At 53.1% G+C, this 17,454-nt stretch carries 18 protein-coding genes; 9 read left to right on the top strand and 9 right to left on the bottom strand.

Annotation, left to right across the window (positions count from 1 at the left end):
• Positions 1-235: 235 nt before the first annotated feature.
• Positions 236-1,681, bottom strand: a complete 1,446-nt coding sequence (creC, locus tag ACK3CJ_RS11390; protein WP_409526516.1) for a two-component system sensor histidine kinase CreC — start codon at positions 1,679-1,681, stop codon at positions 236-238.
• A complete protein-coding gene (gene creB, locus ACK3CJ_RS11385; RefSeq protein WP_409526515.1) occupies positions 1,678-2,346 on the bottom strand; it encodes a two-component system response regulator CreB in 669 nt (222 codons plus the stop codon). Before creB ends, creC begins: the two co-directional genes overlap by 4 nt.
• Positions 2,347-2,597: 251 nt before the next feature.
• Here creB and ACK3CJ_RS11380 point away from each other — a divergent pair, with 251 nt between their 5' ends.
• From ACK3CJ_RS11380 to ACK3CJ_RS11365, 4 genes are all read left to right on the top strand, one after another.
• Positions 2,598-4,652 (top strand): marine proteobacterial sortase target protein, encoded by a 2,055-nt coding sequence (locus ACK3CJ_RS11380; RefSeq protein ID WP_409526514.1) that lies wholly within the window; start codon positions 2,598-2,600, stop codon positions 4,650-4,652.
• Positions 4,649-5,239, top strand: a complete 591-nt coding sequence (locus tag ACK3CJ_RS11375; RefSeq protein ID WP_409526513.1) for a class GN sortase — start codon at positions 4,649-4,651, stop codon at positions 5,237-5,239. Before ACK3CJ_RS11380 ends, ACK3CJ_RS11375 begins: the two co-directional genes overlap by 4 nt.
• 537 nt (positions 5,240-5,776) lie before the next feature.
• Positions 5,777-6,262, top strand: a complete 486-nt coding sequence (locus ACK3CJ_RS11370) for a shikimate kinase (RefSeq protein ID WP_409526512.1) — start codon at positions 5,777-5,779, stop codon at positions 6,260-6,262.
• A gap of 148 nt (positions 6,263-6,410) precedes the next feature.
• On the top strand, positions 6,411-7,373 hold the full coding sequence (locus tag ACK3CJ_RS11365) for a calcium/sodium antiporter (RefSeq protein ID WP_409526511.1): 963 nt from the start codon (positions 6,411-6,413) through the stop codon (positions 7,371-7,373).
• A gap of 20 nt (positions 7,374-7,393) precedes the next feature.
• On the opposite strand, the gene ACK3CJ_RS11360 is transcribed toward ACK3CJ_RS11365, so the two are convergent.
• Positions 7,394-8,305, bottom strand: a complete 912-nt coding sequence (locus ACK3CJ_RS11360) for a LysR family transcriptional regulator (protein ID WP_409526510.1) — start codon at positions 8,303-8,305, stop codon at positions 7,394-7,396.
• Between the two features lie 95 nt (positions 8,306-8,400).
• On the opposite strand from ACK3CJ_RS11360, the gene ACK3CJ_RS11355 reads away from it, so the two are divergent.
• Positions 8,401-9,288: an NmrA family NAD(P)-binding protein gene (locus ACK3CJ_RS11355; RefSeq protein WP_409526509.1), complete on the top strand. Its 888-nt coding sequence runs from the start codon at positions 8,401-8,403 to the stop codon at positions 9,286-9,288.
• Positions 9,289-9,306: 18 nt separating this feature from the next.
• Here the strand turns inward: ACK3CJ_RS11355 and ACK3CJ_RS11350 are convergent, their stop codons facing one another.
• Positions 9,307-9,843, bottom strand: a complete 537-nt coding sequence (locus ACK3CJ_RS11350) for a DUF4426 domain-containing protein (RefSeq protein ID WP_409526508.1) — start codon at positions 9,841-9,843, stop codon at positions 9,307-9,309.
• Positions 9,844-10,129: 286 nt separating this feature from the next.
• Here ACK3CJ_RS11350 and ACK3CJ_RS11345 point away from each other — a divergent pair, with 286 nt between their 5' ends.
• The 4 genes from ACK3CJ_RS11345 (at position 10,130) to ACK3CJ_RS11330 (ending at position 11,691) form a co-directional block, all read left to right on the top strand.
• Entirely contained in the window at positions 10,130-10,411 is a 282-nt protein-coding gene (locus ACK3CJ_RS11345) for a peptidylprolyl isomerase (protein WP_409526507.1), read from the top strand.
• A gap of 298 nt (positions 10,412-10,709) precedes the next feature.
• Positions 10,710-10,934, top strand: a complete 225-nt coding sequence (locus tag ACK3CJ_RS11340; protein ID WP_409526506.1) for an addiction module protein — start codon at positions 10,710-10,712, stop codon at positions 10,932-10,934.
• Positions 10,931-11,263 (top strand): type II toxin-antitoxin system RelE/ParE family toxin, encoded by a 333-nt coding sequence (locus tag ACK3CJ_RS11335; protein WP_409526505.1) that lies wholly within the window; start codon positions 10,931-10,933, stop codon positions 11,261-11,263. The genes ACK3CJ_RS11340 and ACK3CJ_RS11335 overlap by 4 nt, the downstream gene beginning before the upstream one ends.
• Before the next feature lie 128 nt (positions 11,264-11,391).
• Positions 11,392-11,691 carry a DUF2726 domain-containing protein gene (locus ACK3CJ_RS11330; RefSeq protein ID WP_409526504.1) on the top strand — a complete coding sequence of 100 codons (300 nt, stop codon included), beginning with the start codon at positions 11,392-11,394 and terminating at the stop codon, positions 11,689-11,691.
• 103 nt (positions 11,692-11,794) lie between these two features.
• Here the strand turns inward: ACK3CJ_RS11330 and ACK3CJ_RS11325 are convergent, their stop codons facing one another.
• The 5 genes from ACK3CJ_RS11325 to ACK3CJ_RS11305 form a co-directional block, all read right to left on the bottom strand.
• Positions 11,795-12,511 carry a YebC/PmpR family DNA-binding transcriptional regulator gene (locus ACK3CJ_RS11325; protein WP_409526503.1) on the bottom strand — a complete coding sequence of 239 codons (717 nt, stop codon included), beginning with the start codon at positions 12,509-12,511 and terminating at the stop codon, positions 11,795-11,797.
• Positions 12,512-12,689: 178 nt separating this feature from the next.
• Entirely contained in the window at positions 12,690-14,153 is a 1,464-nt protein-coding gene (astD, locus tag ACK3CJ_RS11320) for a succinylglutamate-semialdehyde dehydrogenase (protein ID WP_409526502.1), read from the bottom strand.
• Positions 14,146-15,195, bottom strand: a complete 1,050-nt coding sequence (gene astA / locus ACK3CJ_RS11315) for an arginine N-succinyltransferase (protein WP_409526501.1) — start codon at positions 15,193-15,195, stop codon at positions 14,146-14,148. Before astA ends, astD begins: the two co-directional genes overlap by 8 nt.
• Complete coding sequence (locus tag ACK3CJ_RS11310; RefSeq protein ID WP_409526500.1) at positions 15,182-16,192, bottom strand: arginine N-succinyltransferase; 1,011 nt, start codon at positions 16,190-16,192, stop codon at positions 15,182-15,184. Before ACK3CJ_RS11310 ends, astA begins: the two co-directional genes overlap by 14 nt.
• A 10-nt stretch (positions 16,193-16,202) precedes the next feature.
• Positions 16,203-17,417, bottom strand: coding sequence for an aspartate aminotransferase family protein (locus ACK3CJ_RS11305; RefSeq protein ID WP_409526499.1), 1,215 nt, complete (start codon positions 17,415-17,417; stop codon positions 16,203-16,205).
• Between the last annotated feature and the right edge of the window lie 37 nt (positions 17,418-17,454).

Genomic DNA, 17,454 nt, shown 5'->3' with positions numbered 1-17,454 from the left:
AGTACGATAGTTACTGAAGGCTGTGACCACATACGAATAGCAGCGTCTTTGACGGCAACAATCAATCAAAGCATCGGCCTGAGCGCGGCAAACAACAACGAGCATGACATAGGTGTAGCCAAGTTGATTGTGTCAGCAAAAGAAGAGTTATTGGGGTAATACGGATATCCCTTCCTGGGTTAAAGACAGCGAAGCATTGCAGAAGGCATTCAGCCAGATCGCAAAAGATATTTCATCACTCAGCTGGCAGTGTCAGTGAGAACACAGTGGTTGGTGGTTCCGTTGCGCGGTGGTAGTTCAGCTTTCCGTTATGCAATTGCATGATTTCATGAACAAAACTCAGCCCCAGCCCACTGCCTTTGCTGCCATCTGTCCGGGGCAGACAGAAAAAGCGCTGGGTCAGTTTTTCTTCGGCAAAAGGCGGCACCCCGGGCCCGGAATCTTTTACGCTGATGTAAACAGAACCATCGTTTTGTATGGCACTGATCAGTACAGCTGACTCAGGCGGTGAGAACTCTGTGGCGTTCCGGATCAGGTTGCTCAATGCATCCTGCAGCAGGGTACTGTCGCCGGTGATGGACAGGGAAGGGTCACAGCTGTATTCAAGGCTGACTCTGTGCTGGCTGGCATAGTCTTCAAGGCTCCGGCAGACTGCTGTGATCAGCTCTTTCAGTACGACTTTGTCGTGTCGTTCCAGGCTGCTCTGATATTCAATGGCGGCCAGTTTCAGCAAGCGCTCGATCAGCTCCTGCATCCTTGAACCTTGCTCAATAATATTATTGAGAAACTGATTGCGCCGTGCATCGGACATCGGCTCCTGTAACAGCTCTGCTGCACCACGGATACCGGCGATCGGGGCTTTCAGTTCGTGCGTCAGGCTCTGCACATAATCTGCCACATAGGATTTGCCATCCAGTGCGGCTTTCATGCTTTCAAGCGCTTTACCCACACGCCCAACTTCATTATGACCAAGCGCAGGCAGAGCGGGGCGTTCGCCTCTGGAAACCCCTCTGGCATACTGTTCAAGGCGGAGCAGAGGCCGTGTAATCCAGAGGGTGATCACAAGACCGGTCAACAGAGTTGCCAGTGCAGCGACCAGTGAAATCCAGAGCAGGTTGGTGCTCAGGTGGCTGATAAAGCGGTTAATGTTGCGGGTGGGCTTTCCGGTGGACACCACACCGATAATATCACCGCGATACAGCACCGGGCTTGCGACATAGAGCCGTTCGGTATCACTATGGCCGGGTACATCGTCGCTGCTGCGGGCACCATAATGACCGCGCAGAGTCAGATAGACATCGCGCCACTGGGAATAATCGCGGCCGGTATCGGTGTAATGGGAATCAAAAATCACGGTGCCTCTGGCATCGGTGATATACATTCTCAGATCAACTTCGGTTTTAAGCAGATCATAAATCTGTGCGTTTAGCGGCCTGCCGGCCAGCCCTGCAAAGAGCCGTTCAGCCAGATGTGTGTCGATCACGGTGCCACCGCTTTCGCTGAAGCTGACGCCTTCGTTTGCGATCAGAGTGGCCATCATCTCTGATATATCGACCAGAATCTCCTCCTGAGCTTCCTTATAACGGGGCTCCAGCTCATCGAGTACCCAGTAAACCACACTGCCAAGGCCTGTCAGCACTGAAAACAGAAACACCAGAATCAGGCGTAATCTCAGGCTCATGCGTCCGCCTCAAAGCTGTAGCCAAGACCACGGTGGGTTCTGAGCGGGTCGCAGTTTTCGCTGATGTCGCGGATTTTGCGCCTGAGGGTTTTGATGTGTGTATCGACAGTGCGGTCGAAACTGCGTTCAGGCTCTTCCCACACCTGTTGCATCAACTGTTCACGGGAATAGATTCTGCCGGGATGGCTCATCAGTAACAGTAGCAGGCGGTATTCATAGCGGCTCAGATCCAGCAAGACACCATCCAGCGTGATTCTGGCGCCATCTGCATCGTGACTGAAGCCGGCAGAGGTGATATTCGCAGCTTTCGGCGGCTGGCGCAGGCGGGCACGGATACGGGCCGTGAGCACCCGGGGGCTGAAGGGCTTGGTGATGTAATCATCAGCACCCAGTTCAAGACCCAGCACCTGGTCGATCTCTTCATGGCGGGAGGTCAGAAACACCACCGGCACAGAGGATGTCTGCCTGATGACCCGGCAGACATCAAATCCGCTCATATCGGGAAGGCCGATATCCAGCAGAACCAGCTCTGTATTACCCTCGCTGAGTGCATCCAGAGCCTGCTGCCCGGTGGTGACCCAGATGTTATCTATCCGTTCGGTTTCCAGAGCATAGCGTATGGTGTCAGCAATAGATGGCTCATCCTCAACAATCAGTACCGCCATGGTGTTCCCTCTGTTAAAGCGCCGGTCCATACGTGGTGCAGATGCTCACATTATCTCTGGCAGATCAGCTACTGTAAAGCCGCGTACATTACCACAAAGCTGCACAGACTCCGGCGTTTTAAAGCGGGTTCATAAGGTCCAGCCGGTGGTGTCGTCATCAGCCTTCACAGAAAAACAGGACTTCACACTCACTTCATATTTTCCTCAAGCAGCAAGCAGATACTGGCCACATCTTAATGAGGAGAATAGAAATGCATACATTTTCACACAAGGGAATTCGCCCACTGATTCTGGCCTGTCTGATGATTGGGTGTGCACAGAATGTGGTTGCTGATGTTGTTACCCACGGTACCCTGGTATCCCGTGATGAGCAGGGGCAAAAGCAGGATATGCCGCTGGTCAGCACCCGTGTGGCCATGGATATTACAGGCTCTGTGCTGCGCGCTCAGGTAACCCAGGTATTCCATAACCCCACAGATAACTGGACAGAGGCACTGTATCTGTTCCCTCTGCCAGGTGAGGCAGCAGTTGATCACCTGAAAATGCAGATAGGAGACCGCATCATCGAGGGTGAAATTCAGGAAAAAGAGCAGGCCCGGGCAATCTATGAGCAGGCAAAATCTCAGGGACAGAACGCCGCGCTCACCGAGCAGGACCGCCCCAATCTGTTTCACACATCCGTTGCCAATATTCCGCCGGGTGGCGAGGTCACCATCAGTATTGAGTACCAGCAGACACTGGTCTGGAAAGATGGCCGGTTCAGCGCCGGTTTCCCGCTGGCGATCACCCCACGTTATAACCCGGTACAGCCCGGAGAAGTGCGCCGTGTGGTTGAGGGACAGGCTACCCTGAACAGCGGCTGGCAGATACTGCCGGGTGAGCGTAAAACAGTGATGGCCACAATCGGTGATGATGAAACCGCAGTCAGCAATACTCCGGGGCCTGTTGAGATCAGCCTTAATCTGCAACCTGGATTTAGACTGAGCTCTCTGGACAGCCCTTCACATCAGATCAGTCAGAAACAGACAGAAGATGGCGGCTACATCATCAGCCTGCTGGCGGATGAACCGGATGAGTACCGTGATTTTGTTTTGAACTGGACACCGGTGGAAAGCGACGAACCTTCGGCTGCGTTTTTCTCTGAGCAGCATGGGGATGAACACTATGGTCTGCTGATGCTGATGCCGCCTCAGGATCTGCACACAGCACGCTACAGCCGGGAAGTGATCTTTGTGATTGATACATCAGGCTCCATGGCGGGTACCTCAATTGAAGCCGCGCGCAGAGCGCTGCAGGCCGGTATAGATGGGCTGGCATATGATGACACGTTTAACGTGATTCAGTTTAACTCTTCAACTGATACGCTCTTTAACCAGCCGGTTATAGCCGATATCCAGCGCCGTCAGCAGGCCGCCAGCTATATCAACTCACTGCAGGCAGGAGGTGGTACCGATATGGCACCTGCGCTGACTTCTGCACTGACAGGCATACGCAGCAATGATGACACCCCCAGATTGCGCCAGATCGTGTTTATCACCGATGGTAGTGTGTCCAACGAACAGCAACTGTTTGATCTGATCCGCAGCCGTCTCAATAACACCCGCCTGTTCACCGTGGGTATCGGCAGCGCACCAAACAGTTACTTTATGGAAGAGGCCGCAGTAGCCGGGCGGGGCACCTATACGTATATTGCGTCTCCGTCTGAATCTGAAAGCACCATGCAAACGCTCTTCAACAAGCTGGAAAAACCGGCAATGACCGATATCCGGATCGAAGGCGAGGGGATTAAAGACCTGATGCCATCGGTCATTCCTGACCTTTACTCCGGTGAGCCGCTGGCTGTTTCGATGAAACTGACAAACGGCACAGGCGAAGTCCGTATCAGTGGCCGTACCGGTGATGCCGCATGGCAGGAAACACTGATACTGGCACCGGCGGATAATACCCGGGGTATCATGACAGACTGGGCCCAGCGTGCGGTGCAGGACTGGCGCCGTGGGTATCTCAGAGGTGTCAGCGAAGAACAGATCCGTTCTGAAATCATAGCGCTGGGTCTTAAATATCACCTGGTTACGCCATACACCAGCCTGGTTGCCGTTGATAAAACACCTGTCCGTCCTGAACAGGAAGAGAGCGAAACTCTGGTGGTGCCTGTAGCCAAACCCCACGGCCTTGATCTGGGAATGGCCCAGGGCGCTACCGGGTATCAGCTGACCCTCGCCGGAGGACTTGCCGCACTGCTGGCAGCACTTTCCGTCATGATTGTGGAGCGTCGCAGAAAGTCCGGTTCAAGGTGGTGTGCATGACCCTCAGCATCCGTAACCTCGCACTGGCAGCCCTTGTGGCTGCTGGTCTGATCCTCACCTCAACAGCCCTGTGGATTCCTGTAAAAGCACGGCTGGCGCAATGGCTGCTGGCTGATGCCTGGGCCGAAAGTCTGGACAGCGGCACAGCAGTAAAACCCTGGCCCTGGGCCGACCACTGGCCGGTTGCGCGTCTGAGCGTGCCTGATATGGATATTGATCAGATTGTACTGGCCGGAGACGGCGGCAGCTCGCTGGCTTTTGGCCCCGGTGAAAATATGCAGGCACATGCGATGACCCATGCCGCACGGATTATCAGCGGACACAGAGATACCCACTTCAGCTTCTTGAGGAATATACAACCAGGCCAGACTCTGATGCTCAGCGACCATAACGGAAATGTGACATACCAGGTTGATCAGATTCAGGTGGTGGATTCGGCCGTTACCCGGCTGACGCCCACTGCCTTTCCAGATGGACTGATACTGGTGACCTGTTATCCCTTTGATGCGCTCACCGCAGGGGGAACCCTGCGGCTGGTTGTGATGGCCTCTGCTGTTGAACCTGAGAAGCCCCCTGTTATACCTTAAAGCAGGTGCACCTTAGGCAGCATGCGCTTGTTTACGGCGTTGAGACTATCGAATGAGTTGGCTGACACGATAGACAAGGGCTAGAATCAGGTAACACAAACCAGTCGATTACGAGGCCGAAGACTTCTATGGAAACTGTTATCTTATGGGGATGTAAATCGTGCAATTGACTTACGCACTTATAGGGGTGTTGATCTACTACGCGTCTGTTACTGCTATCGGAAAATGGTGTCGGAACAACAATATATCCAGACCGTTAGCATTTCGTGTGGGGGCTGCTGCTTGTATTTTACTGGCGCTGGTCACGATTGTCGGCGTGAGTCTGTACTTCGGCAGAGTTATGCTAATAAACGAGGATCCACTAGTCACAGCCGGATGCGTTATTGTTATCGCATTGCTAGGCGGTCTGCGTTGCCGGGATCAAATACCTAAAACCCTATCTGACGAAACATAGTGCCATAAATCAAAGGCAAATCAGTCATGCCTGAGCCTGTGACAAGTCGCTGAATGCGGTGATACCGAGGTGGGAGTAGCGCATTGAAAATGGTACTTCTTGGAAATGCCGGGTCTGGTAAGAGCACCCTCTCAAAAAAATTCATTACTAAGCAACAAGCTGCTCGCCTGTCGCTGGATGAAGTGGCGTTTCAGGGCGGTTCGGAGAGGCGGCGCCTTCAAGACAGCATTGCTGATGTAAAGCGCTTCATCGCTGATAATGAGCACTGGATAATCGACGGTTGTTATTCGGATATTATCGAACCGATCCTGGCAGATTGTGAAGAGTTCATCTTTCTTAACCCTGGTGTCGATGCGTGCATTGCCCACTGCCGCGCAAGGCCATGGGAGCCGGAGAAGTTTAGTTCGAAAGAGGAGCAGGATGAACATCTGGACAACCTGATCGAATGGGTGACTGCCTATGAGACCCGCTCAGACGAGTATGGGCTTAGCCGGCACCGGGCACTTTTCGAATCTTTCAGTGGGAAAAAACGTGAACTCAGTGATCCACGCGAGTATGAATCGGTATAACTATCGCAGACACGCAAGAAGGCAGTGGGCTTTACTCAATGATCAAAAAGCACCAGCGCACACCGACTGGATGAAGCACCGAGTTGATAGTCCAAAGGGTAGGCTGATGCAGCCATTTAATTAAGCTCGCAACCGGAAGCTCAAAATTATGTTGAACCTGCTGTTCGTCGCTATCGGAGTGTTGCTACTGACTAGTGGCGGTGAGGCACTGATCAGAGGGTCTTTGGCCGCTGCAAATCGTCTGGGTATTTCTCCTCTGCTCAGCGGCTTATTAATTGTCGGTTTTGGTACGTCTGCGCCAGAGTTGGTGGTCTCAATTGAGGCAGCTCTGAGTGAGCAGCCCGACATCGCAATCGGTAACGTTGTGGGGAGTAATATTGGCAACATCCTGCTGATTCTAGGCTTATGTGCACTGATAACGCCTCTTGCTGTCAAGCCGCTCGTATTGCGGCGTGATGCTGTCACTGTTGTCGCGGCTAGCATTTTGTTTCTTATTCTTGTCGGTGGGGAGGCTTTGGTAAGGTCTGACGCTGCCATATTCCTTTTGGCGCTCGCCGCTTATCTGATCTGGGCTTATTGGACCGAACGCTCTGGAGAAGCGCCTTCCGCAGAGTTACATATAGCTGAAGGGGAGGAAGTTACGTCTCTGCCAAAAACAACGCTATGGATAATCATGGCGGTTGTGCTGGGTTTGGTCCTTTTGATCACCGGCTCACAAGTATTGTTAAAGGGGGCCATAGGAATAGCCGAGTCGTTTGGTGTCACAGAAGCTGTGATAGGTTTGACCCTTGTTGCGGTTGGCACGTCTCTACCCGAGCTTTCGATATCAGTCATCGCGGCGTTCCGCCGTCATGCCGATGTTGCTATTGGGAATGTCCTGGGCAGCAATATTTTCAATCTTCTGGGAATACTCGGAATTTCCGCGTTGCTACAGCCACTTCCAGTCCCTGAGCGAATCCTGCAGTTTGATCAATGGGTCATGTTGGGAACGTCACTGGTTCTGTTGTTATTTCTATATACGGAGCGTCGGCTTAGCCGGATCGAAGGAGGGTTGCTCTTGCTGGGCTACGGTGTCTATGTAAGCCTGAGTTTCACGGTATTCGGCACATAGTATTGAAAAGCTGTCCATTGCTATATTAGTTCACGGGCAATTTCTACTATCTGGTTGCGAAGCCATACATTAGCAGGATCATAATGCTGCCTTTCATGCCAGATAATAGATGGCGTGAAAGACTGTATTTTTATAGGTAGTTCGAGTATTTCAATAGGGACTGACTTAGCCATTCGATGGGCTAATCTACGTGGAATGGATAGGATCAAATCACTTTCGGCCACGATCATGGGAGCAACCAGGAAGTGAGGGGTGCGTACTGCAATTCTTCTCGTGAGTCCATGTTGCGCTAACGCGTCATCCACGGCACTGCTTCCTTGGCCGGTAATAATCACGGACAGGTGCGACAGCGATACGAAGTTTTCGAGAGTCAGTTGTGCGGCGACTATTGGATGATTTTTGCGCACGACACATACAAAGTCTTCATCATAGAGTGCTCGACAGTAAAACCTTGCAGGTAGCCCCTGAAAGGAGCCAATCGCCAGATCGGCGCCTCCCTGAGCAATTAAACCTACGTTATCACCCGCTGGTGCCGGCATGACCAGATCAATCCCGGGTGCCAACGTCGCAAGTTTAGAAACCAGTGCGGGCATCAACAACAGGGCCAAATGGTCCGCTGTTGCAATTGTGAATTGTCCTGATGCGGTGCTTGGATGAAACTCGGAAGGTGCAACGATTGCTCGTGCATCATCAAGCAGCTTGGTCACCGATCCTGACAAGGCTATCGCTCGTGGTGTTAACTCCCATCCATTAGCTGTTCGCACCAGAAGCTTGTCGTTTAGTAATCGGCGCAAGCGACCCAAGCCTCGACTCGCTGCAGGCTGGCTAAGCCCTAATCGTTCGCCAGCACGAGTGACACTGCCTTCTTTCAGCAATGCGTCAAACAGCTTGAGAAGGTTCAGGTCAACCTCATTTAAATCCACTTTTTGCATGCCCGTTATTATCCTCATGCATTTTTAATATGTAGGCGGACTGTATAGCATTCCTCTCGTTGGATCTATCAAGTTTCTTAATCAGGAGAGGAATAATGAGCACTACCGAATTGTATGTAGTGATAGGCGCTACTGGTCGCACAGGGTCTGCTGCAGCGAACACGTTACTGAATGCCGGCAAACGTGTGCGCGTTGTCGTGAGAGATGAGTCACAAAGGGCTACGTGGGCAGCTCTCGGGGCTGAAGTTGCTGTGGCTGATTTAACAGACCACTTTAGCCTATGCAAAGCCTTTGCTGATGCGGACGGTGCGTATATCGTCAGTCCCCCGCAATATTCGTCTGAGAAGCTTTTTTCGCAGGCTGAAGCCATGGCTCGTTCCATTGCGGACGCGGCGACAAACGCGAAGTTGCCCAAGCTGGTTGCCCTTTCATCAATCGGTGCAGAGCAACCAAATGGCACAGGCTGGATCGCCATGAATCGTATGCTTGAGGAGTCCTTAAGCGGTACAGGAATACCGGTAACATTCCTGCGTGCAGCCTACTTTATGGAAAACTGGGGGGCGCTCGTTAAAATCGCTGTAGAACAGCATCAATTACCCAGCTTTCTTTCGCCGTTGAATCGAAAGTTTCCGATGATCGCAACAGCAGATATCGGCCGCATAGCGGCTGAAGCTCTCTGCGAAAATTGGGAAGGTGTGCGAATTTTCGACCTGGAAGGTCCCGCCAGATATTCCCCGAATAATATCGCGGAGCACTTATCCCTGACACTCGGAGAAGCGATACAGCCAGCCTCAATACCGGAGTCAGACTGGGCGCTATCGATAGCTGGGCAAGGTTTCTCTTCAGCGGCCATTTCCGGATTTATTGAAATGACCCAAGGGATTAACTCTGGCCATATAGCCTTCCATGATCGATTGAACGCTGAGCGTCGTACGGGGTCCGTAAAGCTTGAAACGGTGATTGATGCACTGGCTGCAGGGTAGGCCTGTCTCCTGCTTGAACTAGGGGATCTGCGCTTCGAAGCTCATTTGCAGTGGTAGGTCGGTATTTTCGACCTGTGCCTCGATGACGAATTGAAAAACACGCTGTGTGCTGGTGTCCAGAGTACCGACATAGGATACGAGGTCGTTCGCCTCAACCTCACGCATATCGATTTTTGTAGTGTGACCGGTCACGCTTTCGTAGTATGCGCTCAATTCGCCCGTCGCAGGCACTGGCTGCTGCTCTTGTCCATTTTCCAGAATGACCACGTTGAGCAGGAATACGTTGGCATCGGCTTCGATACCATATTGTAGCGCCATGGCATCGGGCAAATGTTCGGTAGGGCTCACATTAGCCCGGAGCGTATAGCCATCAAACTCAGCGACATCTCCCAGAGGCTGTTCGCTCGCCTCGCGCTCATCGACATTTACCTGGCTGGCGGTTACATCGGCGGGCTGGTCTGATCTGTCGCAACCGACCAGCAGAGCGGCGAGGGCCATGGTTAGTATGGTCGGCAACGCGAGGCTGCGGACTTTGTTTTTTTGTATGGTGTTCATGGTGTGTTCTACTCCCGGGGATATACAGAACTTGGCGGTATCGCTGTTGGACCGTACCTCCACTCATCGCAGACGTGCGTAAGCGCTATCTATTGAGCCAGTTTAAGGAATGACAAAAGCCATGTCGGTGCGTTACACCACAGATCTCTGACAGCGCCATGCAGGATTTTTACTACCGGTGTTAGCGCTTTGCTGTCATTCTTCAGGTGGCTACTAGCCCCATTTTTAAAAGCAGTATGTTAAGATTACCGGTCCATAAATTCTGTTGAAAAGTGAGGGTACCGGGATGGCACAAGCTGCAGCACGTCATATTCTTGTTCAAGATGAAGCAACCTGTAACGAACTGAAATCAAAAATTGCTGCGGGTGAAGATTTTGCCGCACTGGCACAGAAGCACTCCATGTGCCCCTCTGGCCGAAGTGGTGGTGATCTGGGCACTTTTGGCCCGGGCCAGATGGTTCCGGAGTTCGACAAGGTTGTATTCAGTGCGCCAGTCAACGAAGTGCAGGGGCCGGTAAAAACGCAGTTCGGCTACCATTTGCTGGAAGTGACTCAGCGGACCGACTAAAACAAACAGATGAGGCAGCCATCTGACTGCGTTGCATTGGCCTGAAATAGCGCCACTATTCCAGCACCAATGCACCTTGAAGCTGGCCGCCTTGTACTGGTCAGTTCATGCCGGGTCCCAAAACTTCCAAAGTAGTCGATCCAGTCACGTATAAACTGACGGGCTTCGTGTGTCGCCGCCATAACTAACAAAGCAAAAGCAGGGAGCACATTTTTACGGCGTTAAAGCGAAAATAGAGTCGTAGCACCCGTTCTCCAATTGTGACAAAATTGAATCATATTAAACGAGAGGTTTTTCCATGAATCTCCAGAGCATTGAAGACGAAGCGCTCCACCTTCCAAAAGAGGAACGAGCGAAATTGATCCAGAGACTGGTATTGAGCCTTGAATCTCCTACAGAAGAGGAACTCAGGTCCGATTGGTTGCTTGTGGCCCAGAGCAGAGCTGAAGAACTCGATAATGGCTCGGTTCAGGCTGTATCAGGTCAAAATGTCATGAGGAGGGCTAGAGCACTTACCAAATGAACTATTCTTTTCATCCGGCAGCGGAAGCCGAATTCCTGGAGTTAGTTGGTTATTACGAATCATCAGTTCCGGGATTGGGAAGTGCGTTCATAGAGGACTTTGAGGCTCTGGCCAACTTAGTAGGCGAATCTCCAAGAGCCTGGCAAGTTGAGTTGCCGCCGGATATTCGTAGAGTACCCCTTCATAGATTTCCGCTGTCCATCGTTTACCGAGAGAAGCCTGGTGGTTTTCAGGTTCTTGCTAATGCTAGTGATATTGCCAAACTAATCAAGAACAGTAGTGGCACGCTTGCGCAGGCCGAATTAAGCGCTAAATTGTTGATCTCATAGGTGCACTTGCAGGCACGAAAATGGAGATCGTCGGCGTGCGATCAGGGTGAAAGTGTCTTACGCGAATGAAACGGTACATATCCACCGTTCGCCAGTTGTGTCGGCTTTCGATTTGTTGTACGCCGAGTATGACCATAGAAGAGCGCGGGTTTATGAAAGGCCGGAGCTGCTGTGATTTTGTGCTCTACTTCAAGGTGGGTAAGAAACCGCTGGCGGTCATTGAGGTAGATGGGGGAGAGCACGATAAACCGCAACAGAAGAAATGGGATGCCCTGAAGAATAGCATTCTCCAAAAAGGGGGCTTACCTTTGCTTCGACTGAAAACAGTCGAAAGCCATATTGAAGAAAAAATCGAAAACTTTTTGGTTACAGTGACTGGGAACACTCAGTCCGAGGGTGATTCAAGGCGTCGGGATGAAAGCCAGTAACTCAGATACTTATGGGCTTTTAGATGAGGCGACAGGCAGGTGAGTCACCTGCCTGTGTTCTATCTTTATCTACCAGAGTAACTCAGAGCTGACTGAATCAGGATCAATACTCTGCGCTGTGATAGACGTTCTGAACATCGTCCAGATCGTTCAGCATATCGAGGAAACGCTCGAACAGGGGCAGGTCGTCGCCGCTGATCTCGGTGGTGGTCTGTGGCAGGAACTGAATTGCATCGACTTCGAAATCTATCTCGCCGAAGGCCTCAATCAGCGCCTGTTTGGCTTTGAAGGATTCGGTATGCGGCGCGAATACGGTGATCATGCCATCTTCATCTTCAATATCGGTAACATCGACATCGGCCATCATCAGAGCTTCTAGCACAGACTCTTCATCATGCCCTTTGAAGGCAAGAATAACGCAGTGATCAAACATATGGCTGACGCTGCCAGATGTGCCGATCTTGGTCTTGGTTTTGGTGAAGCACTGGCGTACGTCACCGAAGGTGCGGTTAGGGTTGTCGGTCAGACACTCGACGATCACCATGCAGTTGCCTGGGCCAAAACCTTCGTAGCGGGCTACCGAGAAGTCTTCACCACCACCGCCTTTGGCTTTATCCAGTGCCTTATCAATTACATGCGCAGGCACCTGATCTTTTTTGGCGCGGTCCATCAGGCCACGCAGGCTCAGGTTGCCGGATGGATCCACCCCGCCTGATTTGGCACAGACGTAGATTTCACGGGCATATTTGCTGTAGATCTTGGTTTTGGCGTCGGCCGTTTTGGCCATCGATTCTTTGCGGTTCTGGTAAGCGCGACCCATATCCGGAGTCCTGTCAGTTGTCGGAAAAGGACTGATTCTACTCGCAATCAGTGGGCTAATCTATTCTCTGTGTGGGATTTGGCAAACACGGGAGTGCGTGTTTGCCGTGCAGGCACTCCCGCAGCAGTGAGAAGGCTGCAGGAGTATTGCCAGGTGGTGTAACAGGAGTGCTCAAAAATCAGAGTGTCATCCCAGGTGGCAGCGACGCAGGCATGCTGAGCGCCTTCTGCTCCAGTGATGCTACCGGGTAAGCGCAGTAGTCGGCTGCATAGTAAGCGCTGGGGCGATAGTTACCGCTCAGGCCTGTGCCGCCGAAAGGCATCGCTGAACTGGCGCCCGTGATAGGCTGGTTCCAGTTGACGATACCGGCTCTGATCTCTTCCAGGAACTGCTTGTATTCAGCCTCGTTATGGCTGAGCAGACCTGCTGAAAGACCGTAGCGGGTATCGTTGGCAAGTCTCAGTGCTTCATCGAAACTCTGATAGCGACGCACCGTCAGCAGGGGGCCGAAGAACTCTTCATCTTCAACACTCACGCCAGTCAGATCGATGATGCCGGGTGACAACAGCGCATCGTTGCCCTCCAGCGCTCTCATCTCCAGCAGCGATTTGCCACCGGCCTTTATCCAGTTGGCATAGGCCGCCTGCAGTTTGCGTCCGGTTTCAGGGTTGATCACCGAACCCATGAAAGGAGAGGGCTCCTGATCATAACGACCGATGGTGAGTGCCGCTGTGGCCTCAACAAAACCTGCCAGCCACTCATCGCCCGCCTGACCAGCAGGGACCAGCATGCGACGCGCACAGGTGCAGCGCTGGCCGGCACTGATGAAAGCTGACTGCAGTGCTGCCCAATGGGCTGCTTTGGCATCAATATCGCTGCCTATGATCAGTGGGTTGTTGCCGCCCATCTCCAGCGCCAGAATCTTATGCGGCTGAGCACTGATGGCAGACTGAATCGCCATCCCGGTGAGCGCCGATCCGGTAAACAGAATACCGTTTACCTTGGGGTGCTGCGCCAGTGCCTGACCGGTGACGCGTGCGCCCTGAATCAGGTTGATAACACCTGCGGGCAGCCCAGCTTTCAGCCAGAGCTTCAGCGTCAGTTCAGCCGTTTTAGGCGTCTGTTCAGACGGCTTGAACACGATGGTATTACCGGCAATCAGTGCCGGAACTATGTGTCCGTTAGGCAGGTGGCCAGGGAAGTTATATGGCCCGAATACTGCCATGACACCATGCGGACGGTGGCGCAATACACGCTGCCCACCCGGCATCTCGAAGGCATGCTCACCGGTGCGCTCATGATAGGCTTTGATCGACAGGTCAATCTTGCCGATCATTGCGGCAATCTCGGTGCGTGATTCCCACAGTGGTTTGCCGGTTTCACTGCCGATCACATCAGCCAGCATCTCTTGATTGGCTTCCAGCTCGCCCTTGAAACGCTGCGCCAGTGCAATGCGCTCATCCAATGGGGTGCGTTTCCATTGGCTGAATGCGGCGCCGGCAGCCAGTATTGCCTGTTCAACCGTGTCGGGATCGGCCTCATGACCACTCCAGAGCAGTTCCTGAGTAACAGGGTTGCGCGATTCGAACGGGGTGCCAGTGCTGGATTGCCACTGTCCATTAATCAGATGTGTTTCAGCCATCCTGGGGCTCCTCGGGTTTCAGGCTCATGATTCGAACGGGGTCACCGGCGCTGACACGCAGCATTTCTGCCTGTTCCTGTGTCAGCTCAAGCACGGGGCCGTCGCGATAAATATGGGGCAGACTGATCAGTCTGAATTCAGAAAAACGTTCGTTACAGACCAGCCATTGTGGGCGGACGCTGCTGTCGGTTTCGGTGCGCTCAACGATGCGTGTGTTCAGTCGTTCACTGCGCCGAACACCATCGATGCGGCTCAGTTCGCATTCGACAGAGGGGCCGGCATCAAAGATGTCGACAAAGCCGTTCTTACGGAAGCCTTCGCTCTCGAGCATCGCCAGTGCAGGTTGTGTCAGTGGGTGAACCGCACCGATCACGTCCTGTGCCGCTTTGTTCAGCATTGGCACATAGATCGGGAACTTCGGCATCAACTCGGCAATAAACACCTTGTTGCCGGAGCCTGTCAGGAAGTCAGCATCACTGAACTTCATATTGAAGAAGTTCTTGCCCAGCCCCTCCCAGAAGGGCGAAATGCCATTGGCATCAGAATAGCCACGCATCTCTGCAATCACGCGTTCACTGAACAGCTTCGGGAAGGACGCAAGAAACATATAGCGCGACTTCGAGAGCACAGAACCATTACGGTTACGACGGCTGAGTTCACGCAGATAGAGTGACCCCAGTTCGGTGGCACCGGTCATATCGTTGCTGAGGAAAAGGGTCGGGGTGCGGCGATAAACACCCAGCGTTTCCGACGCCTGTATCACTTCGCCGAGGCGATAGTTGTACCAGACCTCGTCGCGGCCGATACGGGCCTCTATACCGCACAGGCCAACAGGCGGGCCGTCGGGTGTTTCCTGCATCACGAAAATGTAGTGCGCCTCTTCCGGTGGCAGCTTTTGCTGAAAAGAGGCCACGGCACGTTTGAGTTTGCGTGCCATCAGTTCAGGGTTATCTGGCAGGCTGGTCACGCCGACACCAGACTCGCGAGCCATGGTGATCAGCGCATCGAGATCAGATTCTGCAATCGGTCTAATCAATGTCATGCTGAAGCTCCAGAGGCATCACCAGAGTCGGTGTATTATCGGACAGGATCGTCTGAGTACTGCTCAGCAACATATCATCTATCAGAGTGCCCTCAACCAGCATGCAGATGAAGTCGGTACCCTGCCCCTGGCTGACGAGCCACTGCTGCGAATCGAGCCCATCTTGCTGGTGTACACCACTGACGTTTCGTATCGCTCGGATTGAGTTCATCTTGCAGATTTCGCCGCGATAGGTGGGGCCGCCATCAAAAGGATCGATATAGCGTGATTTTGCCAGGCCTTCCTGCTGCAGCCATTTAACTGTGCGCTCCGTACGTGGATGAGGTTCGGCCAGCGCTTTGCGGACAGCTTCGGGCAGCAGTGTGGTGTAGATGGGGTAGGGTGGCAGCAGCTCGGCGATGATGGTTTTACCATGCAGTGCACACTGGTTGTCTGCAGTGATGAAATCCAGACCGAAGAACAGCTCGCCGACACTTTTCCAGAAAATACTCTGCCCCTCGTCGTCCCAGATCCCCTGAATTTCGCAGATCAACTCATCGGCAAAGTGCTCACGATGTGCGGCGATATACATCAGGCGTGAGCGTGTCAGCAGATCGAACGCCGCGGTTGAGCGCAGCTTTTCAAGCATCGTGAAGGAGCAGAGGCTGGTCAGTCCTGTGAGTTCGTGCGACAGATACAGCACTGGCTGACGCTGATGTATCTTCAGATGTCTGGAGGCATGCACCAGCTCATCGATGCGATAGCTGTAGAAGGGTTCATCCGCACCGGCATAGGGTTGTATGCCACAGACACCAACCATGTTGCCGTTATCTTCGTGCAGCCCGAACAGCAGCGTTGCCTTGTCGTCGAGCCCGGCAAAACCGGACTCGGCAACCGCAATACGCTCTGCCAACTGATCACGCTCAGTCGGCAGTGTGCTCAGGCGCAGAGGGTTCAAGTTCATCAGTGATTCAAGCGCAGGAAGGTCCTGCGCGGTCACTGGTTTTACTTGCCACATATCCGGCACCTCAGGCTGCAACGACTTTAGCGACAGCACGCTCGAGCCTGAGCATCGCTTCGGCAATATCAGCATCCGGGATGATCAGTGAAGGTGCCAGACGCAATACGTTAGGGCCTGCCACCAGAATCATCACACCTTCTTCCATCGCGGCAGCCATGAAGTCTTTGGCCTTGCCATGCCAAGCCTCAGTCAGTTCTGCACCGATCAGCAGCCCCTGGCCACGAATCTCTGTGAAGATATTATGACGCGCATTGATGTCATCGAGTCCCTGACGGATCTGTTCATGGCGAGAGTTCACACCTTCCAGCACCGCTGGCTGGCTGATAATCTCCAGTACCTTGCTGGCTACTGCGCAGGCCAGTGGGTTGCCGCCATAAGTAGAACCATGAGTACCAAATGCCAGGCTTTCCGCGATTTTGGCAGTCGTCAGCATCGCTGCCACTGGGAAGCCGCCACCGAGAGACTTGGCAGTGGTCAGTACATCCGGCACCACACCATAGGTCATATAGGAGTAGAGCATCCCGGAGCGACCGACGCCTGTTTGCACTTCATCAAAAATCAGCAGGGCATCATGTTTGTCGCACAGACGCCGTGCTGCCTCAAGGTATTCCTTATCGGCGGGGCGTACGCCACCTTCACCCTGTACAGGCTCAACAATAAACCCGCACACCTTATCGCTGAACGCTGCTTCCAGTGCCGCAATATCGTTATAGGGCACATGGCTGATACCACCGGGTGCTGGGCGGAAACCTTCGGTGTACTTCTCCTGACCACCGGCTGTTACGGTAAACAGTGTACGGCCATGGAAAGAGCCATAGGTCGATAGTATCTCGTGCTTGGCTTCACCGGCCTTGTTCCAGGCATGGCGGCGAGCCAGTTTCAGTGCAGCTTCGTTGGCTTCACCACCGGAGTTGGCAAAAAACACGCGCTCGGCAAAGGTCAGATCACAGATCTGTTGTGCAAGCCGCAGCGCGGGTTCATTAGTGTACACATTGGACAGGTGCCAGAGCTGGTCGGCTTGTTCCTTGAGAGCGGCAACGAGTTCTGGGTGACAATGCCCCAGCGCATTGACGGCGATACCACCGGCAAGGTCGACATATTCTTTATCCTGCTGATCCCAGACGCGTGAACCACGGCCTTTGACAGGGATAACCTGGACCGGAGCGTAATTGGGAACCATAACCTGGTCGAAGACAGAACGATCGGGATGTGTAGTATTCATAATTTCCAGCCTTGTTTTTGTTGACCAAAGTGTATCC

It is taken from the genome of Nitrincola salilacus, from assembly GCF_046271865.1.
GTDB lineage: Bacteria > Pseudomonadota > Gammaproteobacteria > Pseudomonadales > Balneatricaceae > Nitrincola > Nitrincola salilacus.
Note: the sequence above shows the minus strand (reverse complement) of the source record. Positions and strands in the feature narration are given on the sequence as shown.